General features: G+C 62.9%; 25 protein-coding genes and 1 pseudogene. 15 read left to right on the forward strand and 11 right to left on the reverse strand.

The features are described 5' to 3' along the window. Window positions 1-31 precede the first annotated feature (31 nt). The gene (locus FQ755_RS05825; protein WP_144152097.1) at window positions 32-1672 is read right to left on the reverse strand and encodes a hypothetical protein; all 1641 of its coding nucleotides are present in this window, start codon (window positions 1670-1672) and stop codon (window positions 32-34) included. Between the two features lie 137 nt (window positions 1673-1809). On the opposite strand from FQ755_RS05825, the gene FQ755_RS38620 reads away from it, so the two are divergent. After that, window positions 1810-2025 carry a hypothetical protein gene (locus tag FQ755_RS38620; RefSeq protein ID WP_186308426.1) on the forward strand — a complete coding sequence of 72 codons (216 nt, stop codon included), beginning with the start codon at window positions 1810-1812 and terminating at the stop codon, window positions 2023-2025. Window positions 2026-2874: 849 nt separating this feature from the next. Here FQ755_RS38620 and FQ755_RS05835 read toward each other — a convergent pair. The 3 genes from FQ755_RS05835 to FQ755_RS05845 form a co-directional block, all read right to left on the reverse strand. After that, window positions 2875-4053 carry an aromatic ring-hydroxylating oxygenase subunit alpha gene (locus tag FQ755_RS05835; RefSeq protein ID WP_144151992.1) on the reverse strand — a complete coding sequence of 393 codons (1179 nt, stop codon included), beginning with the start codon at window positions 4051-4053 and terminating at the stop codon, window positions 2875-2877. Between the two features lie 252 nt (window positions 4054-4305). Next, window positions 4306-5757 carry a glycosyltransferase family 2 protein gene (locus FQ755_RS05840; RefSeq protein ID WP_144151995.1) on the reverse strand — a complete coding sequence of 484 codons (1452 nt, stop codon included), beginning with the start codon at window positions 5755-5757 and terminating at the stop codon, window positions 4306-4308. A gap of 98 nt (window positions 5758-5855) precedes the next feature. Next, window positions 5856-6467 (reverse strand): cytochrome b, encoded by a 612-nt coding sequence (locus FQ755_RS05845; protein ID WP_144151998.1) that lies wholly within the window; start codon window positions 6465-6467, stop codon window positions 5856-5858. Between the two features lie 466 nt (window positions 6468-6933). Between FQ755_RS05845 and FQ755_RS05850 the strand changes: the two genes are divergently transcribed. The 4 genes from FQ755_RS05850 (at window position 6934) to FQ755_RS05865 (ending at window position 9703) form a co-directional block, all read left to right on the forward strand. Beyond that, window positions 6934-7317, forward strand: a complete 384-nt coding sequence (locus FQ755_RS05850) for a DUF2946 domain-containing protein (RefSeq protein WP_144152001.1) — start codon at window positions 6934-6936, stop codon at window positions 7315-7317. A gap of 103 nt (window positions 7318-7420) precedes the next feature. Then, window positions 7421-8347 (forward strand): hypothetical protein, encoded by a 927-nt coding sequence (locus tag FQ755_RS05855; protein WP_144152004.1) that lies wholly within the window; start codon window positions 7421-7423, stop codon window positions 8345-8347. Window positions 8348-8363: 16 nt separating this feature from the next. Beyond that, window positions 8364-8726 carry a copper resistance protein CopC gene (locus tag FQ755_RS05860; RefSeq protein WP_144152007.1) on the forward strand — a complete coding sequence of 121 codons (363 nt, stop codon included), beginning with the start codon at window positions 8364-8366 and terminating at the stop codon, window positions 8724-8726. 2 nt (window positions 8727-8728) lie between these two features. Then, window positions 8729-9703, forward strand: a complete 975-nt coding sequence (locus FQ755_RS05865) for a CopD family protein (RefSeq protein ID WP_144152010.1) — start codon at window positions 8729-8731, stop codon at window positions 9701-9703. A gap of 134 nt (window positions 9704-9837) precedes the next feature. Here FQ755_RS05865 and FQ755_RS05870 read toward each other — a convergent pair whose 3' ends face one another. The 3 genes from FQ755_RS05870 to FQ755_RS05880 form a co-directional block, all read right to left on the reverse strand. Beyond that, window positions 9838-10629, reverse strand: a complete 792-nt coding sequence (locus tag FQ755_RS05870) for a class I SAM-dependent methyltransferase (RefSeq protein WP_144152013.1) — start codon at window positions 10627-10629, stop codon at window positions 9838-9840. Between the two features lie 130 nt (window positions 10630-10759). After that, window positions 10760-11824, reverse strand: coding sequence for a hypothetical protein (locus tag FQ755_RS05875; RefSeq protein WP_260858343.1), 1065 nt, complete (start codon window positions 11822-11824; stop codon window positions 10760-10762). Window positions 11825-11841: 17 nt separating this feature from the next. Continuing rightward, on the reverse strand, window positions 11842-13185 hold the full coding sequence (locus FQ755_RS05880) for an MFS transporter (protein WP_409937165.1): 1344 nt from the start codon (window positions 13183-13185) through the stop codon (window positions 11842-11844). A gap of 119 nt (window positions 13186-13304) precedes the next feature. On the opposite strand from FQ755_RS05880, the gene FQ755_RS05885 reads away from it, so the two are divergent. Then, window positions 13305-14228 carry a LysR family transcriptional regulator gene (locus tag FQ755_RS05885; protein WP_144152019.1) on the forward strand — a complete coding sequence of 308 codons (924 nt, stop codon included), beginning with the start codon at window positions 13305-13307 and terminating at the stop codon, window positions 14226-14228. Here the strand turns inward: FQ755_RS05885 and FQ755_RS05890 are convergent. The 3 genes from FQ755_RS05890 to FQ755_RS05900 form a co-directional block, all read right to left on the reverse strand. After that, a complete protein-coding gene (locus FQ755_RS05890; protein ID WP_144152022.1) occupies window positions 14225-15328 on the reverse strand; it encodes an SAM-dependent methyltransferase in 1104 nt (367 codons plus the stop codon). The genes FQ755_RS05885 and FQ755_RS05890 overlap by 4 nt on opposite strands. Then, a complete protein-coding gene (locus FQ755_RS05895) occupies window positions 15325-16122 on the reverse strand; it encodes a DUF1295 domain-containing protein (protein WP_144152025.1) in 798 nt (265 codons plus the stop codon). The genes FQ755_RS05890 and FQ755_RS05895 overlap by 4 nt, the downstream gene beginning before the upstream one ends. A 69-nt stretch (window positions 16123-16191) precedes the next feature. After that, entirely contained in the window at window positions 16192-16785 is a 594-nt protein-coding gene (locus FQ755_RS05900; RefSeq protein ID WP_144152028.1) for a lipocalin family protein, read from the reverse strand. A 338-nt stretch (window positions 16786-17123) separates the two neighbouring features. Here FQ755_RS05900 and FQ755_RS05905 point away from each other — a divergent pair, with 338 nt between their 5' ends. From FQ755_RS05905 to FQ755_RS05940, 8 genes and pseudogenes are all read left to right on the forward strand, one after another. After that, window positions 17124-17327 carry a DUF3562 domain-containing protein gene (locus FQ755_RS05905; RefSeq protein WP_144152031.1) on the forward strand — a complete coding sequence of 68 codons (204 nt, stop codon included), beginning with the start codon at window positions 17124-17126 and terminating at the stop codon, window positions 17325-17327. Between the two features lie 166 nt (window positions 17328-17493). After that, window positions 17494-17697, forward strand: a pseudogene (locus FQ755_RS38005) (GNAT family N-acetyltransferase); the annotation flags it as partial. 304 nt (window positions 17698-18001) lie between these two features. Beyond that, window positions 18002-19702 carry an acid phosphatase gene (locus tag FQ755_RS05915; RefSeq protein ID WP_144152034.1) on the forward strand — a complete coding sequence of 567 codons (1701 nt, stop codon included), beginning with the start codon at window positions 18002-18004 and terminating at the stop codon, window positions 19700-19702. Window positions 19703-19906: 204 nt separating this feature from the next. Then, on the forward strand, window positions 19907-20266 hold the full coding sequence (locus FQ755_RS05920) for a DUF3564 domain-containing protein (RefSeq protein ID WP_144152037.1): 360 nt from the start codon (window positions 19907-19909) through the stop codon (window positions 20264-20266). A 159-nt stretch (window positions 20267-20425) separates the two neighbouring features. Next, on the forward strand, window positions 20426-21175 hold the full coding sequence (locus FQ755_RS05925) for a DNA/RNA non-specific endonuclease (protein ID WP_144152040.1): 750 nt from the start codon (window positions 20426-20428) through the stop codon (window positions 21173-21175). Next, window positions 21168-21428 carry a hypothetical protein gene (locus FQ755_RS05930; protein WP_144152043.1) on the forward strand — a complete coding sequence of 87 codons (261 nt, stop codon included), beginning with the start codon at window positions 21168-21170 and terminating at the stop codon, window positions 21426-21428. The genes FQ755_RS05925 and FQ755_RS05930 overlap by 8 nt, the downstream gene beginning before the upstream one ends. A 263-nt stretch (window positions 21429-21691) precedes the next feature. Next, complete coding sequence (locus FQ755_RS05935) at window positions 21692-22873, forward strand: glycosyltransferase family 4 protein (RefSeq protein WP_144152046.1); 1182 nt, start codon at window positions 21692-21694, stop codon at window positions 22871-22873. Window positions 22874-23165: 292 nt separating this feature from the next. Further along, window positions 23166-23516 (forward strand): hypothetical protein, encoded by a 351-nt coding sequence (locus FQ755_RS05940; RefSeq protein WP_144152049.1) that lies wholly within the window; start codon window positions 23166-23168, stop codon window positions 23514-23516. A 131-nt stretch (window positions 23517-23647) separates the two neighbouring features. On the opposite strand, the gene FQ755_RS05945 is transcribed toward FQ755_RS05940, so the two are convergent. Further along, window positions 23648-24370 (reverse strand): Crp/Fnr family transcriptional regulator, encoded by a 723-nt coding sequence (locus tag FQ755_RS05945; RefSeq protein ID WP_144152052.1) that lies wholly within the window; start codon window positions 24368-24370, stop codon window positions 23648-23650. 104 nt (window positions 24371-24474) lie between these two features. On the opposite strand from FQ755_RS05945, the gene FQ755_RS05950 reads away from it, so the two are divergent. Further along, window positions 24475-25020 (forward strand): DUF962 domain-containing protein, encoded by a 546-nt coding sequence (locus FQ755_RS05950; protein ID WP_144152054.1) that lies wholly within the window; start codon window positions 24475-24477, stop codon window positions 25018-25020. Window positions 25021-25031 lie beyond the last annotated feature (11 nt).

Consider the following 25031-nt stretch of genomic DNA (forward strand, 5'->3'; position numbering starts at 1 on the left):
TAACTCACGTCTGCGTTCGTCACTCGTACCGCTACTGCCCCACATATCCCACTGGCGCAGTCACATTGCTCTGCATCGCCGCCACATTGGACGACACCACGTAGATCGGCGATTCCGTCAGCGTCAGGTTCACCACGCCGTTGCTGTATGCCACCGAGGACGGATTGCCCATCATGTCGATCACCGTCACATGTCCGCTCGTCCCCGCCGAATCCACGGTAAGCGCATACGTCGTGCTGTAAGTGGCGCTGTACGTGCCTGCCGAGGTTGGCCACGCGGCATTGTTGTGCGTCCACAGTGCGGTGATCACGGAGCCGCCGTTAAGTTGCTGGAACGCATAGCCATACACCATCGACGGCAAGCCGTTGAGGTGACCCAGCGTTTGCGTGCCGTCGATCACGCGAGTTAACGCAGCCATCGCCAGCGCTTCGGGTTTGGGGCTCAGATTGGTGGCGCCGTATTGCCCCTGCGGATCGACAATATCGAAGAACGTACCCTCGCCGATTTCGGATGGATAGTCCGCACCGTAGAAGAAGTACGTCACCTGCGCCCCTTCGCCGAGGATGATGAGGTGCGCGCGTATCGCGACCGCCGCCTGCCCGTACAACTGATTAGCCGGCGGATAGCTTGGACCGTAAGCGGCGCCCGCATCGTAACTGATGCCAAGCTCCGTGGACCACAGGCGCATGTTCGGCTTGAACGACTGCATTTCGGCGCGTAGCGCGCGCAACTGCTGATCCAACGCATTCGCGACGTTGGCGGGATTCGGGTCCGTGTCGTACTGTTCGGGCGGATGGGCCGGATACGTCCCGGCGTTGTAGTAGCTATGCGTGGTCACGCCGTCGATATAACTGCCAAGGCCGAGCGGAACATAAGTCTGCAAGTAGCCTTGCGTGCATTGCGACGCGCAATTGCCCGGAAAGGCGTTGGTCGTGCCCATCACGACTGCATTGGAATCCGTGGAGTGCAGGCCTTTGTAGACCGCGGCATACATAGCCACGAAGTTGGCGGCGGAATCGGCCCATTGCGGTTCCCACGTCACCTGGTAGTAGTCGTATTGCTGGTTCGGAAAGTAGGCTTCGCGAATCGCTGCCGAATCGGTTCCCACCCGCGCCATGAAGTTCTGATAGTAGGTCTCGCTGATCGGCGCATTAGTGTCGTCCTCAAAGGCGCCGGTTGGGCTCGCCCATGCCGGGATGCCGTCCAGACGGATCAGCCGCATGATGCGCCCGCTCGTGTAGAACGGATCGAGGTCGGATAGCGACGGCGTCCAGGTGTTGGCGGCGTCAGGTTCCATCACGGCGAGCTGGCGGTTGTCGATGGTCTGCGAGATGCCGAGGTCCGTCAGCATGGGACCGTTGTCGTTGAAACCCTGCATGCCGAAGCGATGCTGCTCCTGATACGCATACGCCACAGCCGGAATCGTGCCGGACAAATTAGGCAGGATTCCGAACGTTATGATTCCAGCGGGCCGCGTGCCGGCTTGAGGCAAGGCGCCCCCTGCTTTGGAAAGCGTCGCGGTGAGAGCGAAATAGCCGGAGACGGCCGCGTTGCACGACATCGTGCTGGTCTGCGTGCCGCCTGGGACCGCGAACGAGCCGCTGCCTTTGATATTGCCCAGTTGGTCCTGCATGGACCATACGACGGTGTCCGACGAAGGCGCTGCCGTGATGAACGACACCGGGAAGGCGCTGGCTTCGGCAAATAGGCGGGTGCCATCCGTGGATGGTGTGTCGGCTGCGATCAGGCCGTTGGGTGTGCCGGTTGCGGCAATCGTGGGCTTTGCGCAGGTGATGGAGCCTGCGGGCGTTGGCGTTGGCGTTGGCGTTGGCGTTGGCGTTGGCGTTGGCGTTGGCATTGGTGTCGGCGTTGGTGTCGGTGTCGGTGTCGGCGTTGGTGTCGGTGTCGGTGTCGGTGTCGGTGTCGGTGTCGGTGTCGGTGTCGGTGTCGGTGTCGGTGTCGGTGTCGGTGTCGGTGTCGGTGTCGGTGTCGGTGTCGGTGTCGGTGTCGGTGTCACCGTCGTAGGAATCCAGCAACTCTTCAAAGCACCCGGATCAGGATCGATTCCAAAGGCAGTGTTGGAACAGGTCACCCCGTTAGCAAACGTTTCCGTCACATTGTTAGCGGTCGTGCTACCTCCATACGTCACCGGCTTTGTTCCAACAAACGCACATAGCCCGTTCTCCGTCGCACATTTCGTGAACATACCTGGCGGCGTCGGGGTGGGAGTTGGCGTGGGGGTCGGCGTGGGAGTTGGCGTCGCGCTCGGCCCATACCAGCAACTCTTCGCATAGCCATACGCAGGATCATTCGCTGAGACCACACCGTTCTGACATTGCACGCCGTTCGTAAAGGGTCCATTAATGTCGTACATCAGCGAAGGACTCGTCGTGCCGAACACTACCAGCGCACTGCCCGTGAACGAGCATCGCTGGTTCTCCGCCGCACAATAGGTGTAGGTCGTTCCGTTGATCGTCAGGCTGCTTTGAGCGTTAGCAGTACTACACATTGCCCCCGCCATAGGAACGAGCATCGAGAGTAGGCGTTTCATTTGCGCAACCCTGCCGTTGATTGTTCAAAGAACTGCGGGTAACCGGCCTTTTAGGCAAGCCCTGAAATGGAATGCGGAATGTAAGACTCGGGAACGTGAATTGCTAAAGCCCCGGCCCTTAGTTAAGTCAATTTCAGTCGCCGACAACGGACATTAGGGAGTGCTTTTCGGATGAATTGCAGATTGGTGCGCAAACAGCAGGCGGCCAAAGGCAGAAATGCGCAACCCAAAACAAACGCGGATGCCGGTCTGTCAAAGACCGGCATCCGCGTGAACAAACAATGAAACGGAGACCGCCGCCGAACGCGCGTCGGCCAACGGCGTCAGGTCGTCGCCTCGGCAGGCCCGATCCGCACGCCCTTGAAGTGACCGGCCGAAGGCGGCGCACCACATTCGCGCAGCAAGGCGCGCAGTTCGTTGATCACCGGGAACACCTCGTGATTCCAGTCCGCCCCCTGGCGGTCGTGCGCTTCCTGTTCACGCTCGACAATCCAGCGGTCTTCCTTGAAAATCCGCTCGGTGAACCAGACCAGCAGCGGCCACGCCATATCCAGCAGAACCGGAATGCCCGGTTTGCGAATCGACAACAGACCGAAAGTGCGATTGGTACGTTGCTCGGCATCCACCGGCACGTAGACGATCCACAGGTTCATCACCAGAGTTGAATCCGAAGTGCGGATCTGCAACGTCTGATACGGATACTGGGTGCGGATGGTCATCACGTCCTTGTCCGCGCCTTGCGTACCCTTACGGCTCTGGCCAAACACCAGCGCCTCGCCGATCGGCTGTTCGCCGGCCATACGCGCAAAGGTGTAGTCGACTTCGACCCAGTCGTCGCCGCGCCGGCGTCCCAGCGAACGCGCGCGCATCTGCCCCATCTGCTTGCGGTGCAGGAACTGATGGTTCATGTCCATCAGGTTCTCGTGCATGAACGAGTAGTGGCACTTCACTTCGCGGCCGAAACGGCGCGTCTTGTAGGCCTTGTCGCCCACCGAGGCGAGCGGCGGCAATGCGCGTTCCTCAGCCAGCGCGGGATTGCCGGGAAATACGAAGATCAGCCCCTGTTCCTCGCGGCACGGGTACGAGCGCACGCCGTTGGGCAAACGGTCCTTGCCCAGATAGGGAATGTCGACGCAACGGCCCGAGCAATCGTAAGTCCAGCCGTGATAACAGCAGCGGATGTTCTCACCGTCCACCACGCCGCCGTGCAACGGCACCTGGCGGTGGGCGCAGCGGTCTTCCAGCGCGAACACCGCGCCGGATTCGGTGCGCACCAGCACGATCGGCTCACCCGCAAAGGTGACGCCGTGCGCCTTGCCGCGCTTCAGCTCGCGTGACCACGCAAGCGGATACCAGTAATCCGGGTGGATGGGGACGCGGCGCAGATCGCGCACAGGCGCACCGCTTTGCGCCTCGGCAAATGTCTCACCGGCTGCTTCTTCGACCGGTGTTTCGGCAGGCGCATCGATGGTGCTGCTGTCCAGCGAAGGAACTACATGCATGGGCGACGCCTCCTTATAGTCTGAAATCTGGGTAGGCCCGTAACTTGCACGGGAACCGACATAGGAAGTCAGTCTACTAGAAGGTGCGCGATCAATGTTTTTCACATTACATGGGATTTCCCGCCGGGAGGGTGGCGAGAAACTGGCAGGAGCGTGAAACGGGCCATCTGCGGGGCTCGACGGGCGAGGCTTAGACCCCGCGCCGGCCACCGCCCAAGTCACTCAGGACGCCCAGTGTCACGGCCTGACGCGCTAACCCTCGTCAGGCGCCACCAGCCCCGAACGGTGCTGGGTGCCCCACACGCGGCCGCCGCGGAAAAAGTGCAGCCAGCCCATCAGCGCGCCGGTATGGCGCAGCAACTGAAACGTGAACGGCTCGACGATCGCCGCCACCACCGCCAGCACCAGGTTCGAGCCGACCGTCTGACCGGTCCAGCGGCGGTATAGATGAATAGACCACACGTAAAAGGCCAGGTCGATGACGATCTTGGCGCCGATCACGCCAAAAATCGACAGCACCAGCGTCCCATGGCCGCCGAACAGGAAGCCGAGCAGCAGCGCGAACGCCGTCAGGCCGTAGATGGGCTGCATGGTGTCGATCGCCTTGACCGGCAGCATCAGCATGCCGAGCGTGCCGTAGCGCGGATTGCCGGTCATGTCGCGATTCCAGTATTGCGTCTGCAAAAATCCCGCAAACCAGCGGCGCCGTTGGCGCAGGAAGCTGCCGAGCGTGCCGGGCGCGTCGGTGCGGCCTTGCGCATTGCCCACCACGCGCACGTCCCAGCCGAGGCCGTGGTCGACCGAATAGCGGCGCAACCGGTGGATCAGCTCATAGTCTTCCACCAGGCATTGCGGGTCGAAGCCGCCCACTTCGACGAGCGCCTCACGCTTGAACGAGGCAAACGCGCCGGAGATCAGCAGCAGGCTGTCGGCGCGCATCCACGCAAAGCGGGCGATGAAGTTGCGCATGTACTCATAGGTCTGAAACCACTGGAACACCCGCCCCGAAACCGTTTTGGCGCACACCGGCACGAGGATGCCCGCCGCGGCCACCAGCTTCGGCTGATCAGCGAAGGCGACCCGCATCGCGTAGGTGGCGTCGTCATCGAGCAGCGTATCGGCATCGACGGTCATCACGGTGTCCGTGGTCATCTCCGTGATGGCCGCGTTGAGCGCGCGCGCCTTGCCGCCGTGCGGCACGCGCAGCCAGTACAGGTTCGGGTGCAGCGTGCTCGGCGCGCTCAGACGGCCGTCCGGCGCTGCCGTCAGGCCGAAGCGGCCGGTCAGGAGCGCGGCGGTGCCATCGGTCGAACCGTCGTCGGCAATCACGATCTGCGCGGGGCCGTGCGTTTGCCGCAGCAGCGCGGCGAGCGTGATGGGCAACACGGCTGCTTCATTGTGCGAGGCGACGATCACGCCCATGCTCGGCAAGTTGCGCCGGTCCGATGCGGGATCGAGCGGCACGGGGGGCCGCATCAGCGGCAGCGTCTTCACGGTGACGAACACCAGCAGCAACGTGTCGTAGAGGACGTAGACAATCCCGGTCGACCACGCCACCACGCCTTGCAGGAAAAACGCCCGCGCAAAGAGCAGCAACCACAGCACCACGACGCTCAAATGGATCAGCGTGCTCAACAACGTGGCGGGGCGCGGCACGATACGCGGCGAGGCCAGCGCCAATGCTTGTTCCAGAGTTCTCTTCAAAATAGCAACTGAATCCGTCGATACTGCGGGGTTGATTATGGGTTCTATGGGTCAAGCACTTGCGGGTCAAACTTGCGGATCGGGCGTGCTGCGGAAAGTCAGCGCTTTCCAGGCATCATGCGCTTCAACACCGACTTGCGATCGATCCACTCGTGTTTCAGCGCGCCGCCCACGTGCATGGCGAGCAGCGCGTACAGCGCGTAACCGAGCCACGTATGCAAGGTGCCGAAGCGGTCATGCAAGGTTTCCTTGAGCGCCGGGTCGAGGTTCATCACGAGGCCAATGCGCGGCCAGGGGATCACGTTGAACAGATGCATGGGATGCGTCGCCGCATCTTTCCAGGCCGAATCGTGCAGCCAACCGGACAACGGCAGGCCGATCATCAGCAGATACAGCACAAAGTGCGCGAGGTGGGCGGCGACGCGCTCCCACGTGGGGAACGCGGCCGGCAACGGCGGCGGCCGATGCGACACGCGCCACAAGATCCGCAGCAGCACCAGACCGAGCACGGTGATGCCGATGGACTTATGCGTGTCGATCACCGGACGCACCCAGTCGTCAGGCAGCGAATCGGCGCTCAAGCCCAGCACCACATTGCAGATGATCAGGATCGCGATGATCCAGTGCAGCACCATGGCCGTGCGCGTATAGCGCGCGGCTGGCAGCGGGCTGGCGGTGTCGGCGAGGGGCGAGTTGGCCTGAGTGCTCATCGGTAATTCCGTCCGAAATAATGCGTGAATGCGAAAGCCGTTTGAAATGAAATCCGCAAGGAAGCAGCGAAAAGCAGCAAAACGTCGGCGCCGGTATCGAGCGCGGCAGCGGCCAATCATGCAAACGCTAAGCAACGGCGATTTATTCCCTGCCGCCGCCAGAAATGATTTTCGACTATTTCAGCGCCGGGCAGCCGCGACCCGGGCAACGCCCCTTTCAGCAACAGTTTGACCGTCGCTCGCGACCAAAATGCTGCCATAACGAAAGAACCGAAATCGCAATCTTCCTACGAAACGGCACGGCGCGTATGCGGACGACCCCACGGCGCACGCACGCTACGCGTCGCCGCACCTCGCGTCGTTATCGTTTGCGGATGCCGGGCATGCGATTCCCGCGTAGGTTCATCGCGGCCTGCATGGCATAATCTGCGCCAATCGTCGCCCCCTTTCGCGCTCGACGCACGCCATGCTTCGTCTACGCCTTCAGAAAATCGGCAGTTGGTTGGGATTGCTTGCAATCCTGATGAGCACGCTCGCGCCGACCGTTTCGCAGGCGCTCGCAGCACATGACCGGCTGGGCGACGCACTTGCAACCTACTGTTCCGCCGCTCCGGCCAACAGCCCGGTCGCGCAAGACAGCAAATCCTTGCCGTCCTCCCCTGCCTACCATTGGCAGGCTTGCGCGTATTGCGGCCTGCTCGCCCACGTGCCGGTGCTGCCGGGTACATCCAGTGTGTTCGCGGCCGAAGCGTCGGTTGCGCGCGCACCGATTGCCGCCGCGCGTCACGCGGCCTACGTCCCCCTCTTTTACAGCGCGGCCCAGCCGCGTGCGCCGCCCGTTTTCTCCTGATTCGATCCGCACACGAACCGTATCCGCGCTGCGCGAGCAGTCGCGGAATGTCGCCGCACCTATGCGCCGCGACTGATCAAGACGATCGGAGAACAACCAGATTATGCGCACGTTTCTCAAACGACGCGCCGCACCCGCGCGCGCCGCCTTCATGGCGGCCGCCGGCGCCGCGTGTCTCGCCAGTTCGTCTGGCGCTTCGGCCCACGCGGTGGTTGGCGACCGCGTCTTTCCCGCCACGCTAACCGTCGACGACCCCGGCGTGGGCGACGAATTCGACACCCAGTTCGGCCATATCAAAACCCCGGACGACAACGGTAACGACATGAACGTCAACACCGTCTCATACGAATGGGACAAGCTGATCACGAAGAACCTCGCCTTCAGCGTATCGAGCGACTACGTGAGCCAGAACGACCCGAACGGCGGCTCGGTAAAGGGCTGGGACAACGTCACCGTGGGCGTCAAATACCTGCTCTACGCCAACGCGCGGCATGAATTCATGACGTCGATCGGCCTGGAGACGGAAATCGGCGGCACGGGCGCGCGCTCGATCGGCAATTCGTTTTCGACCTTCACGCCGGAAGTGTTCTTCGGCAAGGGCTTCGGCGATCTGCCCGCGTCGCTCAATTACCTGCGGCCGTTCGCGGTCACCGGCGAACTGGGCCCGAATCTCACCACGGCATCGTCCGATAACGGCCCGAATTCGTTCGGCTGGGGCTTCACGCTCCAATACAGCATTCCGTATCTGCAGAACCAGGTGAAGGATCTCGGCATTCCGCAGCCCTTCAACAACCTGTTCCTCGTCGTCGAAGCGCCCATGAGCACCTGTACCTCCGGGGCCTGCGCCGGCCAAACCACCGGCACCATCAACCCGGGCTTTCTCTGGCTCAACCGCTACGGCCAGTTCGGCATCGAAGCGCAGATTCCGGTCAATCGTCTGAGCGGCAATCACGTTGGCGTGCTGTTCGACGCACATCTGTATTTCGACGACATCTTCCCCAACTCTCTTGGCAAACCGCTCTTCAACTAACATGAAAAACGCTCTCATGAATTCATCTCTGGCACGTGGCCTTGTCGCCGCGCTGACGCTGACGGTCGCGCAACTCGCGCACGCTCATGCCTATCCGACTCACCAGACGCCGTCCGCCGGGTCCACCGTGGCCGCTTCGCAGAAAGATGTGGCGATCGATTTCGACGACGGCCTCGAGCCGGCCTTTAGCTCGATTACCGTGACCGACGCGCAGGGCAAGCCGGTGACAAGCGGCAAGGCCGTGGTGGATGCGTCGAACAGGAAGCACATGTCCGTGGGCCTGAATGCGCTGACCCCGGGCGACTACACGGTCGCGTGGGTCGCGGTGGCGGAGGACGGGCATCGCACGCAGGGGCATTACACCTTCACGGTGAAGTGACGGTGGATCCGCTGTTAGATCCGCTGTCAGACCCGCTTGTCGTCGCGCAGATCGCGGTTCAGGCTGCACAGGATGTGTTGCTCGCGGTCGCGGTTGGGGCGCTTGCAAACGGTGCGATGCTCGGGTGGCAACGGCGAGGGCTCGCGGCGGCGGCTTCGGCTTCGATGTCAGCCCCGCCAGCGCTTGGCCGCTTGCGCTTCGTCGCGCTGGCTCTGCTCGTGCTGGCTTGCGGTCTTTATCTGTGGCTGCAGGCCGCCGTGATGGGTGGTGCGTCGTTTAGCGACGCGGGGCCTGTCGTCGGCACCGTGTTGACGCAATCGCACTTCGGCGTGGCGTGGTCGGTGGGCTTTGCCGGGGCGGTGCTGGCCTGCTTCGGCGGCGCCCGTCACAGTCGCGCGACGTGGTGGCTGGCGGCGGCGGGCATGGTCGTGTACGTGGCGGGTAAAGCCGCCGCCAGTCACGCCGCCGACGCAGGCGATTTCACCTTTCGCGAAGCAGTGCATGTCGTGCATCTGGGAGCGACCGCCGCATGGGCAGGCAGCGTGCTCGTCGCGGCGCCGCTATGGTGGCGCTGGAATGCAGCGGAGCGCGCGGACGGGTCCGTCGAAGCGGCAAACCGCGTGGCGTTTTGCACGCGCTTATCGCATCTGGCCACTATCGCGCTGGCTGTGGTGATCGTGACCGGCATTTATAACGCCACGCAGGACACGGCCCATCTGACCGCACCTTTGCTCGACGTGTTGTATGGGCGCGTGCTGGCGCTCAAGCTCGTGCTGGTCACGCTGGCGGTACTGCTCGGAGGCTACAACCGGATGGTCCATCTGCCGCGCCTGCAACACACTGCGGCCGACGGCGGCGCGCCGTATCGCAACGCGCAGCACAGCTTCGACCGGCTGCTCGCCGTCGAAGCCGTTGCGATGGCGGCGATACTGATAGCGGCCGGCGTGCTGGGTCATACGTCGCCTTCCGCCGGGTAGACACGTGGCGGATGCGCTGGCGTCAACGCGCGGGCGCATCCCTCCGACGCACGCGTGATGGCGCGGCGTGTACGCTGACGGTCACCGAGCCGTCATGTACTTCGGTGACGTACATCAACCAAGTCCCCGGTATTTCAACGCCGTGCAATCAACGCCACCGACTCCACCCGCTCGTCAAGCCAGCCATCGACAGCATGCGTTTCAAGCAAGCGCCGCGCGCGGTCCAGCAGTTCGTCCAGCCGCGCCCCCAGCCGCTCGCGCGACAGGCTCGACATCGACTGCGCCCGCGCCGTCAGCGAGTCCACCGCCACACGCCGCTTCTCGATAATCGAGACACGTTCCAGCGCGGCAAACGGCGACTTCAGCAGCACGCTATCGTGACTCTCCCAACTCTCGGACTTGCGCTGCTCGCGCGCGGGATCGGTTTGCGCGTACTCTTCGAGCAGCGCCCGGTAATCGGCCAGCCAGGGCGTCGACGCATCGGCCGGATGGGTGGTGCCAAACAGCACCACCGCGCCCTGAGGATCGATCAGTTGATCGAGCCGCGCGAGGGTATCGGGGCGGTCCATCCAGTGAAACGCACGGCCAATCACCGCGAGCTGGAAGCGTCCCCATTCCGGCGACAGATCGTACGAACTGCCGAGCCGGTATTCGATATTCGGCGCGATACCGAGCCCAAGATCGGCGGCGATGCTCAGCATGGCCGGTTCGGGATCCAGCGCGACGCCGGTATCCACCCACGATGAAAACGCCACCGACAATTGCCCCGGCCCGCAACCGAGATCGAGTAGCCGTTGCGTGCCGTCGAGCCGGCAGGCTTCGGCCACGCGCCTGATCAGACGCGGCGCATAAGCCGGGCGGCCGGCGAGGTAATGAGCGGCATTGTTCCTGAAGCGATCGGGAATAAAAGGGATGGGCGTCGTCATAGGCGGTTCCGTCGAAGCCGCGCGAAAACGGGACGTCAAGCATGGCGCGGCTAACGGAGTATGACGCGGCGCCGCGTTTGCTGCCGAGACGCGGGCAACGCGGCGGCACGGCGCAAGTTCGCGCCGCAGGTCATTCCGTCGCGCCGCTATCGTGCGAACCGCGCTGTCCTGACGACACCGGCCTATCCACGTCCCAGTCCGCGCGCGCTTTCGCGCCGAACAGCGCCAGCAGACCTTCGACCGAGTTGAACATGCCCTCACCGTTATGGCCGACGCCAGGCACCTGCCAACAACGATGCGCGAGCCCCGGATGCCGGACACGCAAATACTCGAAATACGCCAGCCCGCGCGCCAGCCGATGCGGCCCTTGCGCAATCGCGGCGCACGAACGATCGAGCGCCTGATGCTGCGGATCGCAGTCAGCTTCGCCGAGCAGGTAGATCACATCGCTGCGCGCATAGCGCTGTTCGAGCACTTCGAACGCGGCGCTACTCGCGTAACGCGGCGGCTCGTGAATGCCGTATTTCCACGTGTCGACCCCGCTGCAGGCCTGTTCGTCCGCTGGCGTGAAGCCGCCTTGGCCATCGGGCCGCAGCTTGTCGAAATACACATACGAAGACGGATTCGCGATCACATAGCGGCAAGGCACGCCCTGCGCTTCGAGCAACGCCGCCGCGCGACCCACCACCGCATAACGTTGCGCCACCTGGGCGCCGCCCGAATGACCGGCGATCACCACTTCGCGCAACGAAGCAAAGCGCGCGCGGTCCGCGACGGCTTCGACGAGATTATCAAGGACATCGAACGAACTGACGGGCGCCGGTCCCAGCGCGTCGTCGCCGCCCATCCAGCTGGTCCAGTCCCAATGCAGCGCGTCTTTGTCGAGGCCGTGCCGGTCGATATCCGCGCTGGCGAGAAACTGCGGCACCAGCAGCAAGGTGTCGTCAGGGTCGACATCCGCCGCGGCCAGGGCTCGTTGCGCGGACAGCAGATACGCATCCGCATCGCGCAAACGGCCGTGCAGCACGATCACGACGCGGCTCACGCGATGATCCCGCGCCGCGTCTGCCGAGCGATACACCGGCACCCAGCCGGAGCCGCGCTGCGTGCTGACGCGTAACCGCTCGCCGCCGACCTCGCGCACGGGATATTCGTTGCGCGGACGGGCCCGCTCGCGGGGACTGAAATCGGTCATATTCGAATCAACGTCGATTAGGGTGAGTCGTGCGGCACGGCATCAGGATCGCGCAACAGGCGCCGTCCCGAGCGGCTCAGGCCAACCAGCAGCAGCGAGACGATCGCCGCAAAAATCAGGTAATACGCCGGCACCAGATTCGAACCGGTGAAGCCGATCAACGTCGTCACCGTCAACGGCGCCAGTCCGCCGAACAGCGTGACGGCGATGTTGTACGACAGCGCGACGCCGGTCGAACGCGTCGCGGTGGGAAACAACTGCGTCAGCATCCCCGGATGCGGGCCGGACATGATGCTCAGCACCAGCGTGGCGACGAGTTGCGCGATGAACAGCCGCTCAGCGCTCGGTTGCGCGACCACCCAGGCGAACAGCGGATACGCGACGATTGCCCAGACCACCACCACCGGAAAGAACACCCGCCACGCGCCGACCCGATCCGCGAGCTTGCCCGCGAGCGGATACGCAACAATGCTGATCAGCCCCGACACGGCCGTGCCGAACAGCGCATTCTTCAGCGGCAGATGCAACTGGCGCTCGACGTACAAGGGCAAAAACGAATGCCACAGATAATTCGTGGCCGCGCCGACGATGATCACGCCCATCGCGCACAACACCGCGTCGCTGCGTTCGCGCAGGAATTGCCGGATCGATTGCTTCGGCGCATGCCCGAGACGCTCGCGCATTTCGACGAATTCCGGCGATTCGGCGACCTTGTGCCGAATGTAGAAACCAATCGGCCCAATCAGCGCGCCGAGCAGGAACGGCACGCGCCATCCCCATGCTTCGAGCGCGGCGCGATCCAGATGCGTGGTCAGCAGATAGCCGCACGCCGACGACAGCAGCAGCGCGAAGGCTTGCGACGTCATCTGAAAGCTGCCGTAAAACATTTTTTTGCCGCGCGGCGCGTATTCCGACAACATCGCCGCAGCCGTGGCGAACTCACCGCCCACCGACAATCCCTGCAACACGCGCGAGAGCAGCACGAGCAAAGGCGCGGCCATGCCGATACTGCTGTAGCCCGGCGTCAGACCCATGAGAAGCGTGCTGGCGGCCATCAGCAGGATCAGCAGGGATAAGGTGCGGCGCCGCCCCACGCGGTCCGCGTATGCGCCCAGCACGATGCCGCCCAGCGGCCTGACGATGAAGCCGATCGCGAAGGTCGCGAGCGTCAGCATCGTCGAGAAGGATGCATTGCCGACCGGAAAGAACACGTGCGAGATCGTCTTGGCGAAGTAGCCGTAGATCAGAAAATCGAACCACTCAAGGCCGTTGCCGATCACCGAGGCAAACACGGCACGCCGCACCTGCGAAGCCGCCGGTGCGGGAGCGGGGTGCGCAGCGGATGCCGCGGCGGATAGCATCGAGTCCATAAGTCTCCAAACATTTACTGTTTATCCCGCAAGCCTACGGAGGATCGCGGTAAATGTAAAATACCGATCAAATGGCTTTGCCATACGTTTGGCATATATGAGGAATTGCGATGGAACTGCGGCATCTGCGTTACTTCCTAGCGGTCGCCGACGAACGGCAATTTACGCGCGCCGCCGCGCGGCTACATATCCAGCAACCGCCGCTGTCGCAGCAGATCCAGGCGCTGGAGAGCGAGATCGGCTTCACGCTGTTCACGCGGGTCGCGCGCGGCGTCGAACTGACTTCGGCGGGCGCCTCGTTCGCCGACGATGCCCGCTCTGTGCTGCAGGCGCTCGACCAGGCGGTCACCAAGGGCAAGGGTATCGCAGATGGCCAGATTGGCTCGGTGCGGATCGCGCTGACCAGTTCGTCGGCCTTTCACCCGCTGGCGCCCGCCGCGATTCGCGCGTTCCGCGAAGCCTGTCCTGACATCGCCATCGACCTCAACGAAATCAACGCCGCCGAGATTATCGAACGGATGGTGAGCGGCCGTGTCGACGCGGCGATTCTGCGCAAGCCGAGCGACACGCCCGAGGAACTGCGTTTCGATCTGTTGCTGGAAGAAAGCATGGTGCTGGTGCTGCCGTTGGGGCACCGTCTGTTGCACGGGCGCGGCAAATCCGGCCGCCTGCGTCCGGTCGCGCTCGACGCGCTGGCGGACGAAGCCTTCATCTTCGTGCGCCGGCCGGGCGCGCGCGGCATGTACTCGGATTTCATCGACGCCTGCGAAGCGGCAGGCTTCACGCCGCGCGTCGCCACCGAAGTGCCGCGCATGCTAAGCGCCATCAACCTCGTGGCGGCGGGAACGGGCGTGACCATCGTGCCCGCTTCGATGCAGCGTTATCAGCAGGAAAGCGTGATGTATTGCCCGATCGATAGCGACGAGGCCATCACGGCCCCGCTGCATCTCGTCACGCGGCGCGACGCCGGCAATCCGGCCGCTGTGCGTTTCGCGCAGACCATGATCGAATTCGCGCGGGCGCAACAGGATTAACGCTTTTCGAAGCGATAGTGCGCGACGCCCCATTCGTTGCCGTGCGCATAGCCGAACAGTTCGGCCACGGCCATGTAGAACATGCGCCAGCGCTGCAGCCAGAGCGCCGCATCGCGCGTGCCGTAGGTGTCCGCGAGCATTGGCATGACGCGGCTTTTGGCGGCGTCGAGCGCGGCGAGCCACTGGTTCGCGGTGCGTTCGTAATGCGTGCCACTGACCCACCACTGCCGCTCCACGCGTAAATCGTCCTGGAAATTGAGCAGCAGATTCTCCGACGGCATCGTGCCGCCGGTGAAAAAATACTTCGACATCCAGTCGCTGCCGTCTTCCACCTGGAAGTGATACGCCAGCGTGCGATGCGCGAAAATATGCACGAACAGCTTCGCGTCATCGCGCATCCAGCGTGCAATTTTCGCGAGCAGAAGACCGTAGTTCTTCATATGCTCGAACATTTCGATCGACACCACACGGTCGAAGCCACCCGCAAGCTGCGCTTCGGAGAATTCGAAATCGACGATATTGCCGGTCACCACCGTGAGGTTCGTCAGGCCACGCGCGGCGGCTTGCCCTTCGATAAATGCACGCTGACCCTGCGAGTTCGACAGCGCGACGATCTGCGAATCCGGATAATGCGCCGCGAGCCACAGCGACAACGAACCCCAGCCGCAGCCGAGATCGAGCACCCGCTGTCCATTCGCCAGCTCGGCGCGGGCCGCATAAAGTGCCAGCATCGCGGATTCGGCCTGCGCGAGCGTCTCGTTGCCTTCCGGGTATAGACAGCACGAGTACTTCAGATGCGGCCCGAGATGCGCATGAAAGAACGACGCCGGTACTTCGTAGTGCTGTGTATTGGCCGCCTGGGTTTCAATGGCGATCGGACTCGAACGCAGATCGTCGAGCAGACGAGCAAGCCGTCGCGCGCGCAATTCGCCGTCGTGGATGGCCTCGTCGCGTAGACGTTGGCCCATCAGCTGACGCATGCCAAGGCGGATTAGCGCATCGGGCAGCCAGCCGCGTTCGCAGCAGCGGATCAGCCAGCCGTCGCCGGGCGTGGCGGGAGCGGGCGGCGGCAGGGTGCGATCGAGGGTCGAGAGGCTCATGAGTGGGGTCCTTTGGTGTCACGACGCGGCGGCCAGGGAATCAGGGCATTCGTGGTCCGCATGTACTCGGCGTAACCGGCTCGCGTCTTCGCAAGACTCGCTTCGAGCAACGGGATGCCCGAGAGCTTCAGCAGGAGCCAGGCCATCAAAACGGGCGGCAACACGGTTAGCCAGATCCACGGCGAGCCGATCGACAGCACGAGATACGCCAACCAGTGCACGCATTCGAAGAAATAATTCGGATGCCGCGAATAACGCCATAGGCCCACACGACACACCTTGCCGTGGTTCGCTGAATCGTCCTTGAAACGGCGCAACTGGCGATCCGCCAGCCCTTCGCCGGCCACCGAGACGATCCAGACCGCCACCGCCAGCAGGAGCCATCCGGTGGCCGGCTCGCCGGTCCGATACGCGGGTATGAGAAACGCGACGGAGAGCAGCATCGAAATCACGACCTGTAACTGGAAAAACCAGAACATCTTGCGCGGCGCGGCCTCGCCCCACTCTTCGCGGAAGCGGTGATAGCGCGCGTCTTCGGGTTGGCCGACATTGCGCCGCCACAGATGCGTGCCGAGGCGCGCGCCCCAAACCAGGCCGCCGAGCGCGGCGAGTGCGCGGGAGGTGGGGTCGCCGGTGCCGAGCACCGCATACAGCACCGCGACGGCGCCCAGCGAATACGCCCAGACCGGGTCGACCATGCCGGCGTTTTCCGATTTCAGTTGCCACGCCCAGACGGCCGTGAACACGAGCACGAGTCCGGCCAGGGCAATCAAGGCGGCGACGACAGGCGGCATGGCATCTTCATCCAATGGCGATGCTGCTTATACGCAGGCAAATGGGCAACGGATGCGGCGCGCCGGCGGCTAGTCCTTGTCCCCCGGCGATGCGAAACCCGGCATGCCAATCTGCTCGACCCGTTGCGGCACGCGTTTGAAACGAGAGGTGTCGTAACCCATCTGGTCGAGCTTCGCGAGCATGGCGTGATAGGTCTCGTCGCTCATCGCGGGCTCGCGCGAAAAGATCCAGCCGAGGTTCTTGCCCGGATAACCGAGGATCGTGTAGCGGTAGTCCGGATCGACGTACAGCGTCAGTTGCGCGAAATGCACCGGCCAGAACACCTGGACGCTCCACTGCCCGCCGCCGCTGCCCGGCACCGGCGTATCGAGAAACTGATAGTGCTTGAGCGGCGCGTCGAAGCTGCCCTTATGGGCGTAATACGAGTCGTCGATCTTGCCATCCGGCCGCAATTCCCATTGCGCATAGGAGCCCACGAAGTCACGCTCGGCAAAGTAAGGAATATTGGCGATGATGTACCAGCGCCCCATATAACGCGGCAGATCCACCGGCACGCTCTGCAGCGGCACACTGGCGCGCGGGTTCGGATTGGGCGGATCGCCGGAACAGCCACTCAGCATACACAGCAGGAACACGGCGGCGGCATGGACAAAACGGCGCATGGTGGCCTCGGACGTGGTTGGCGATAGAGGTATTACGTTGCGAGGGGCTGGGTGGATGCGCTCGTGACCAACTGACACCGCTCCTGCTGGCCTTTTGCGCGTTATTTTCAGCCACGCATTCACACGCGTATTTCCCAGATATTCATCGTCTCCACTCGCACGAACCAAGGCATCGCGGCTTGCGATGGGTCCCTTTCGCTACTGCAAGCTAAAGAGTGTGTGAAGCAGATACCTCATAGGCCGATTCAATTGGCAAGCTGGGCGATTGCATCATGTAATGAAATTGTTGTCGCCCGCCGCTTGCCTTCGCCGCTTGCCTTCTTAACCCGGAGAAACCCATGGCTCAGCCACAGCCCAACGTTGACGAAGTTGTACAGGCCATTGCCGCGGAAACGAATACGCCCACGGAAACGGTCTCGAAGATCTACGCTGACACTTTGGCCGACTACAAAACCGGCGCGCGCGTGTTCGATTACATGCCGTTGCTGGTTGCAAAAAAGGTGCGCGACACGTTGAGGCATTCGCCGCACCGCAAAAACTAGCGGGGCGGGTCACGGTCCCTAACGCGCGGCTTCAAACACTGTCGGATCGTGGGCTGGCATTGCCGCCACAAGTTCCTACGCTGACGGCATGGCCGTGCCGGCCTCGCGCGCGACTCGCTTAACCTCTCAGCCCCTCGACCTCGCAGCCGCTCAGCGCCACGCAAACCTGGAGCCCGCCCGTGGCGCATCCGTCGCAGATCCGCCTCGTAACCCCTCCGATTTCCCCGCCTGGCTGCCGCTCTGGGATGCGTATAACGCCTTCTAGGGACGCTCCGGCGAGACCGCGCTGGCGCACGACATCACGCTGCTGACGTGGGCGCGCTTTTTCGACGGCTACGAGCCGATGCACCCGATGGTCGCGGAACGCGACGCCTTGACCGTTTGAGTCGTGCTCGCCGACAATCGCAAGGCGATTGAAATGCGATTCCTTCGCAACCGTCGCGGACTCGTGCACGACGAACCGGCAAATTTCGTCTGACACACAAAAAGAACATATGGCGCGCGATCATTGGCGGGTCGTCGGCGTGTGTTGTCCGGGTCGCGCCGCGCCGTCCGTCATCGAAGACATTCCACCGCCGTAGCCCCGCTGCCAGGCAGCGAAGCGCCGAATACCCGCCGCCATGCCGTCGGATCTACCGGCGCGTCAGGCGGCCCCGACCTGAGGATCTAGCCCAATGAATCAGAAGGACGACGATTTACCTGTACCGCACGCTAACCCCGAGTCGGACAGCGACGACAGTCCCGACAATCCCGAACGCCGCCGGCTTCTTACCGGTTTCGCGGCGGTCGGCTTCGGACTTGCGCTCGCCGGCTGCAATACGGAAGAACAGGCCGCCGGTACGCCGAAGAGTGCAGCCGACCTCAGGCTCGACGCCGCATTGCACGACCAGGTGCGCAACATCGTGGTGATTTACGCCGAGAACCGCAGCTTTGCGAATCTCTATGGCAATTTCCCCGGCGTGCAGCATCCTCTCGATGCGGTGCCGGCCGAGCGTTACGTGCAGCTCGATCGCGACGGCAAAACACCGCTGCCGCAGTTGCCAAAAATCTGGGGCGGCCTCGTGCCGCAGCAGCAGGACGTCGACGGCAAGCGCTACATGATCGGCGAGAACGCGATTGTCGATCTGCACAACAAGCCGTTCCGGATCGCCGATGCGCAAGGCGCGCCCCTGCCGACCGGCGTGATCACGCGCGATCTCGTGCATCGTTTCTATCAGAACCAGATGCAGATCAATGCCGGCCGCAACAACCAGTTTGTCGCGTGGGCCGACTCCGGCGGCCTCGTAATGGGCCACTACCGCAATTCCGCTGATACCCTGCGGATCTGGAATCTCGCGCAGCAATACACCCTGTGCGACAACTTCTTCATGGCGGCTTTCGGCGGCTCATGGCTGAATCACATCTTCCTGATCTCCGCGCAGGCGCCGCTGGTGCCGGACGTCAACAGCGGCGCGGCCAAGCCGTTCGTGTCCGTGATCGAAGGCGACGACCCCACCGGCACGCGGCTCAAGCTGGCGGCGCATTCACCGGCATCCGCGCTCGAAGGGCCGCCGAAGTTCGTCAACGACGGCCTGTTCACGCCCGACGGTTACGCCGTCAACACGATGGCGCCGCCCTATCAGCCGAGCTTCGTGCGCCCGGCGGTCGGCGGCAATCCGGCATTTGCCGATCCGTCGAATCCGCGGGTGTTGCCGCCGCAAAACTACGCGACGATCGGCGATCGCCTGTCCGACAAGGGCGTGGACTGGGCCTGGTATGCCGGCGCGTGGCAATACGCCATCGATCACCAGGACACCGGCAACGTGCCCGACTTCCAGTATCACCATCAGCCATTCAACTACTTCGTCAGCTTCGCACCGGGTACGGACGCGCGCCGCCAGTATCTGCGTGATGCGGGCACCGGCGACGACGCCTCGACCAATCGCCTGATCGCGGATATCGATGCCGGCCGACTGCCCCCGGTCACGTTTTACAAGCCGCAAGGCAATCTGAACATGCACGCGGGCTACGCGGACGTCGAATCGGGCGACCGTCATATCGCCACGGTGATCGAGCATTTGCAGCGCAGTCCGCATTGGGCCAATACAGTGGTGATCGTCACCGTCGACGAAAACGGCGGCTGGTGGGATCCGGTATCGCCGCCGCAAGGCGACCGCTGGGGTCCGGGCTCGCGCATTCCGGCGCTGGTCGTTTCGCCGTTGGCAAAAAAGGGCTACGTGGACCATACGGCCTACGACACCAACTCGATTCTGCGCTTTATCAGCCGCGTGCACGGTTTGGCGCCGCTCGAAGGGGTGGCGGCGCGGGACCGGGCGTTCGCGCAGAATGGCCTCACCCCGCTGGGTGATTTGACGGCGACGCTCAATCTCGCCTGAGATCGGCCGACGACAGATTACGGAGGTCCCGCCTGCCTGGCGGGACCCCGGTTTATGCGCACAAACTTGGTAAGTGGGCACTCTGCGCGACGCCGTTCTCCATTGAATTTCTTCAACGCCGCCGATAGCGGCCGACCTTGCATAACGACAGCCTGCGTCTAGACTGATAGTGCAACAGTTCGCACTCTGTGTAACGGAACGGCCATGCGTTTGACGATTCTCATCAACGGTTCCGATCCCACCGTCAATCACGATTACGCTGTGCTCTGGCTCGATACGGAGGAGCGCCGCTGGTCGAGAGAAGCACATCAAGGGATCGATCTGCCCCCATGGGGCGAATTGCGCGACACCGACGGCGTCACGACCTTGTGCGCGCCCAGTAACGACGCGCCGCTATGCACCTTGCGTGGGCTGCACGTCGACCGCAAGCAACGCGTGAGCTCGGCCGAGGGATCGGCGGCGTGGACCGCCGTCAAGGCGCGTGCACCAGCCACCGGTTATTGGCGTCTGCAAGCAGTCGACCGCCAGCCCGTGCGCGCGGAAACCCGTCTCTTCGACAACTAGGCGCGACCGCAGCAGCAGGCGGCACTGCGTCGTCTGATCGGCCTCTCAAACGCATGGTGACATGCGGCGTTTCTGCTTGCGTCCCACACTTGCGCAAAGCTCGCGAAAGCCCCTTTCGCGACGCTATACTTTTGGCCCCGTTCCTCTCCCGCACGATCCATGAAGAAGTGGTTTGCCTCCCTGTTGCTCGTCGTCGCGGCTCACGCGATGGCCGCGCCCTCTTGCACCGAGTTCACGCCCAACGCGCAGTGGCCGGTGCTGACCAATCCGAAGATGGCGCCGAAGACGCGCATGCTCTGCTATGCCGACTTCGCCGTCCTGCACTCCGGTATCACGCACGGTCCGTTGTGGTCCGCGGAACATCTCACGCGCGACCATATCGAAGCCGCGCAGGACATGGTGCGCACCAACAAGTTTTTTGAAGACGCGCGCTTGCCCGACGGCGAAGGCGCGACGCTCGACGACTATAAACGCAGCGGCTTCGATCGCGGACACATGAGTCCGGCCGGCAATCGCTGGAATCCGCAGGCGATGGCGCAGTCGTTTACGCTCGCGAACGTCGTGCCGCAAAATCGCGAAAACAACCAGCGTCTGTGGGCGCGCATCGAAAGCGCCGTGCGCAATATCGCGCTGCGCGACGACGACACTTACGTCGTGACCGGACCCATGTTCAACGGCCAGCAGTTGCAGACCATCGGACCGAGCGGCGTCTTCGTACCAACCCAACTCTTCAAGCTCGTGTACGTGCCGTCACGGCAGATTGCGTTTGCGGTTGTAGCGGACAATATCTCGACCTATCGCTACAGCATCAAAACCGTCCACGATCTCGAAGCGATGAGCGGCATCCGTTTTCCCGGCATTCCCGAGTCGCTGAAGGATCAACGTCCAGGAGGACTCAAAGGTGTTTAACGCTTTCTCGAACGACGACGACGTAATCAGCCTCCAGGGCGATGCGCTGAGCGTCAGCAACGGCACGACGCGCATTACCGTGAGCGGCACGCTGACGCTCACGAAAGATCGACGCGGCCTGGCGGCGGCGCTCGCGCTGAAACAGGCGTTCGACAGTATCGTCGACACGTTGCAGTCCCAAACGGACTTGCCCGAGCGCATCAAGGATGAACCGGACTCGAAACCTGGCATCGTCGGCAATCCTTTCAATTGATCTTTTCATCACCGCGTGCGAGGGCGCTGCGGCGCGTCGCATCGGCGCATCACTAGCGGCACATTCCCGACCGTCAATAGCGAAAAAGAGCCACTCCACCCGTTTCGCAAAGCGTTAAGTGCGCTAGCACACAGAAAAACGCAATTTGCCAACGTAACGTGTGCTTAAGACGGTTGAGTGGACCTCAGCCGGGCTTTTCCCGCGAAACAGGCCGCAAGGGTAGTGATGAACCGGAAAGATTTGCAATCCCAACAGGGCGAATCATGAGCGCACCGATCGATTCGCTGCAGATCGGTATGCGCCGCCCGCTGGCGCGCCCCGATGGCCTCGACCGCATGCTCGTGACGCTCGCCGCCGCGCTGCCCGCCCAAGGCGTCAACGTGCGCGATCCGCACGCGCCGGCGTCCGTGCCGTTGCCTGCGGAACCCGTGACCGTCACGCCGGCCGCCTCGAATGTCGTGCTGCAGACCTTCGCCAATGCACAGGCGACGCTGAGCCGGCTTCTGCGCCGGCCGGAAATCCCGCCTGACCCGCGTGACCCCGCACTCAAACCTGATGTGGTTGCCTTGCACTTCGCGCCGCATGCCGCGCCGGTGTTCGGTCAGTTCGGCAAAGTGCCGCGCGTCGTGCATTTTCACGGCTCGTGGGTCGACGAACACCGTAGCGAACGCGGCGCGGCCTTGCTGGCGCCACTGCGCTATGGGCTCGAACGGATGGTGTACCGCGGCGGCACGCGCCTGATCGTTCTGTCGCAGGAGTCGGGCGATGTCTTGCAGGCCCGCTACCGGGTGCCGGAAGAGCATATTCGGGTGGTGCCCGGCTGCGTCGATACCTCGCGGTTTGCATTGCCGTTCAACCGCAGACACGTGCGCAAACGCCTGGGCATCCCGCATGACCGGCCGGTTCTGTTGTGCGTGCGGCCGCTCTTGCCGGGCCTCGGACTCGAAGACCTGATCGAAGCCATGGTTCTCGTCAAACTCGCGGTACCCGACGTGCTGCTGATTCTGGCCGGCACCGGGCCAGAGCAGGAACGGCTTTATGGACGCATCGTGGCACGCGGTCTGATGGATACAGTGCGCCTTGCAGGTTTCGTCTCGGACGACAAGTTACCGCTTTTTTATCGCGCCGCCGACGCGACGGTCGTGCCGACCGTCAACATGAAGGACTGCGGGCTGACCGCGCTCGAATCGCTTGCCACCGGCACGCCTGTGCTGGTGATGGACGCCGGCGGTGCGGCAGGCGCCGTGGCGCCGCTCTCCGATGATCTCGTGCTGCCCTCGGGCGACTACCGGGCGCTCGGCAGCGGCATCGCCGACGCGCTGCTTGGCGACCGGATGATGCCGAGCGGCGATCAGTGTCGTCGCTACGCGCGCAAGCATTTCGATCATTCGCTGGTGGCCGCCCAGGTCGCCGAGGTCTACAGGGATGCGATAGAGACGTTATGAGCGGCCCATCGTTTGCGCGCATCGATTTTAAATTTTGCAGTCCGTACTATTACATCGAGAACATCGAGACTCGATCTCCGTTTCAAGCAGTCTTCCGTCATTTCTTAAGGAAGGCTTAAATCTTCATATCTTCACGCCGTTTTTTTGCTGCGTGAACGCATCCGCACGCATCCCCTCGCATTTATTTCAGCCGTTACGTTTTGTCACCAGAGCAGCGTCAACTCCTGTGATCCGGCCGGCGTTAAACCGGCAGCGCTGAACCTTTTCAGCCGTGATATCAGGGAGTCAAATCATGAAGAAAATTTTCACTGCACTCACTTCCGCTCTGCTCGTTTCGACGGCCTTCGCACAAACTGCTGCACCGGCAATGTCGGGTGATCACTCCACGCAAGCGGCGGGTCAGGCAAATCTCAAAGCGGATGGCGCAATGTCCACGGATGCCGCGAAGTCCGACGTCAAACCTCAGACCGGCAAGACCGGCGGCGTCCATACGCAAAAGACGCGAGCGAAAAAGGTTAGCAAGAAGAAGCACGCTGCTGTTGCCAGCGTAGAGAAGACCAAGGCCTCGGGGGATAGCAAAGAGGCCAACGCTGCGCCGGTCAAGACCGACGGCGCCAAGGCCGACACCACCAAGACCAACTAAGGTGATCGGCAGTCGGTATCATCCGGCCGCTCAGTCGTGATAGTCGAAGCGGGATATGCCGTTAGGGAGAGGCGAATCTGCGGATTCGCCTTTTTTTGCGCGGGCGTTCTGGCCTGCGGACGAAAACGGCTTTACGTCGACGCGCGCGGATGCGCCTCAGGATCCGCTAATGCCGCAAGCCTCTGCACATCGACAATTTCGATTTCCGCATAACGTAGTTGCAATGCACCCTGTGCTTCGAACTGCTTAAGAACCTGATTAATGGTTTGCCGTGACAACGCCAGCATCATCGCCAGATCTTCCTGCGGCACTTTGAGCACGCGACGCAACACGCCCGGCTCGCCGTAACCACCCGCCATCAGCAACAGACGGCGGGCGACACGCTGCGCCGCCGGCAAGAGCGCGGCTTCTTCAATTGCATCGAAAGCGAGACGCAGCTTTTGCGTCAACAGCAAACCGAACCAACGCCAGTGCTGCGGCGCGCGCTCGAGTAGCGCGACCAGTTCTGCCCGCGCGAGATGAAACAGCACGGAATCGCGTTCGGCATACGCGTCATGGGTGCGCGCGAGGCCGTCGAACAGTGCGATCTCACCGAACCAGTTGACCGGCTCGATTACCGCGAGCAGCGCCTCCTTGCCGGCAAAACTTGCTGCGCTGATCCGCACGAGGCCATCCAGTAGGCAGTAAAGCCCATCGTCGGGATCGCCGCGCATGAAAAGGCGCCCGCCTGCCTGCAAACGCTCCACCCGGCCTAGCTGAAGCAATTGTGTGCGCAACGTCTCGGGCGCGGCACGAAACCACGCACTGCGCTCAAGCACGCCAAGCGGCTCATTCACGGGAGAAGGCGAACTCATAGGCTGGCACCGTGCGGGACGGGAATGTGAAGATTGTCGGCTACCCGAAGGTCTTAAATGCGCTTGAGCGCGATTATGATGACTTTCATCGAGGAGGGGCACCCATGAGAACGCTGACCCAGCAACTGACCCAATACGCGGCCTATCACCGTGACCGGCGCAACATCGCCACGCATTTCGTCGGCATTCCGCTGATCGTGCTGGCGCTCGCGGTGCTGCTGAGCCGTCCTGCCTGGATGGTCGCCGTGTTACCGGTGCCGCTCTCGCCCGCATGGGTGCTGTTTGTAGTGGCAACCCTCTACTACCTCACGCTCGACGTGCCCATGGGACTCATGATGGCGGTCTTCTCCGCTCTGTGCCTCGCGTGCGGGCAATGGGTCGCGGCGCAATCCGTGTTCGCCTGGCTCACGGCGGGAATCGGCCTGTTCGTGATCGGCTGGGTGCTGCAGTTTGTCGGCCACATTGCGTATGAACATCGCAAGCCGGCTTTCGTCGACGATCTCGTCGGCCTGCTGATCGGGCCGCTGTTCGTGCTGGCCGAAGCATTGTTCGGCTTCGGCTGGCGGCCGGCGCTGCGCGAGGCAATCGAAGCGCAAGTCGGGCCGACCCGCATCAATCCGGATCGTGCGGCGGCGCATCACGGGCAGTGAGAATCGCGCGG

This window comes from Paraburkholderia sp. BCC1885 (assembly GCF_900996235.1).
Lineage (GTDB): Bacteria > Pseudomonadota > Gammaproteobacteria > Burkholderiales > Burkholderiaceae > Paraburkholderia.

Coding starts and splice junctions, on each gene's coding strand:
- FQ755_RS05835 (WP_144151992.1), bottom strand. CDS start 4,053: ATGCATGTAGTTCCTTCGCTGGACAGCAGCACCATCGATGCGCCTGCC.
- FQ755_RS05845 (WP_144151998.1), bottom strand. CDS start 6,467: ATGAGCACTCAGGCCAACTCGCCCCTCGCCGACACCGCCAGCCCGCTG.
- FQ755_RS05850 (WP_144152001.1), top strand. CDS start 6,934: ATGCTTCGTCTACGCCTTCAGAAAATCGGCAGTTGGTTGGGATTGCTT.
- FQ755_RS05855 (WP_144152004.1), top strand. CDS start 7,421: ATGCGCACGTTTCTCAAACGACGCGCCGCACCCGCGCGCGCCGCCTTC.
- FQ755_RS05860 (WP_144152007.1), top strand. CDS start 8,364: ATGAATTCATCTCTGGCACGTGGCCTTGTCGCCGCGCTGACGCTGACG.
- FQ755_RS05870 (WP_144152013.1), bottom strand. CDS start 10,629: ATGACGACGCCCATCCCTTTTATTCCCGATCGCTTCAGGAACAATGCC.
- FQ755_RS05875 (WP_260858343.1), bottom strand. CDS start 11,824: ATGACCGATTTCAGTCCCCGCGAGCGGGCCCGTCCGCGCAACGAATAT.
- FQ755_RS05880 (WP_409937165.1), bottom strand. CDS start 13,185: ATGCTATCCGCCGCGGCATCCGCTGCGCACCCCGCTCCCGCACCGGCG.
- FQ755_RS05885 (WP_144152019.1), top strand. CDS start 13,305: ATGGAACTGCGGCATCTGCGTTACTTCCTAGCGGTCGCCGACGAACGG.
- FQ755_RS05890 (WP_144152022.1), bottom strand. CDS start 15,328: ATGAGCCTCTCGACCCTCGATCGCACCCTGCCGCCGCCCGCTCCCGCC.
- FQ755_RS05895 (WP_144152025.1), bottom strand. CDS start 16,122: ATGCCGCCTGTCGTCGCCGCCTTGATTGCCCTGGCCGGACTCGTGCTC.
- FQ755_RS05900 (WP_144152028.1), bottom strand. CDS start 16,785: ATGCGCCGTTTTGTCCATGCCGCCGCCGTGTTCCTGCTGTGTATGCTG.
- FQ755_RS05905 (WP_144152031.1), top strand. CDS start 17,124: ATGGCTCAGCCACAGCCCAACGTTGACGAAGTTGTACAGGCCATTGCC.
- FQ755_RS05915 (WP_144152034.1), top strand. CDS start 18,002: ATGAATCAGAAGGACGACGATTTACCTGTACCGCACGCTAACCCCGAG.
- FQ755_RS05920 (WP_144152037.1), top strand. CDS start 19,907: ATGCGTTTGACGATTCTCATCAACGGTTCCGATCCCACCGTCAATCAC.
- FQ755_RS05925 (WP_144152040.1), top strand. CDS start 20,426: ATGAAGAAGTGGTTTGCCTCCCTGTTGCTCGTCGTCGCGGCTCACGCG.
- FQ755_RS05935 (WP_144152046.1), top strand. CDS start 21,692: ATGAGCGCACCGATCGATTCGCTGCAGATCGGTATGCGCCGCCCGCTG.
- FQ755_RS05940 (WP_144152049.1), top strand. CDS start 23,166: ATGAAGAAAATTTTCACTGCACTCACTTCCGCTCTGCTCGTTTCGACG.
- FQ755_RS05945 (WP_144152052.1), bottom strand. CDS start 24,370: ATGAGTTCGCCTTCTCCCGTGAATGAGCCGCTTGGCGTGCTTGAGCGC.
- FQ755_RS05950 (WP_144152054.1), top strand. CDS start 24,475: ATGAGAACGCTGACCCAGCAACTGACCCAATACGCGGCCTATCACCGT.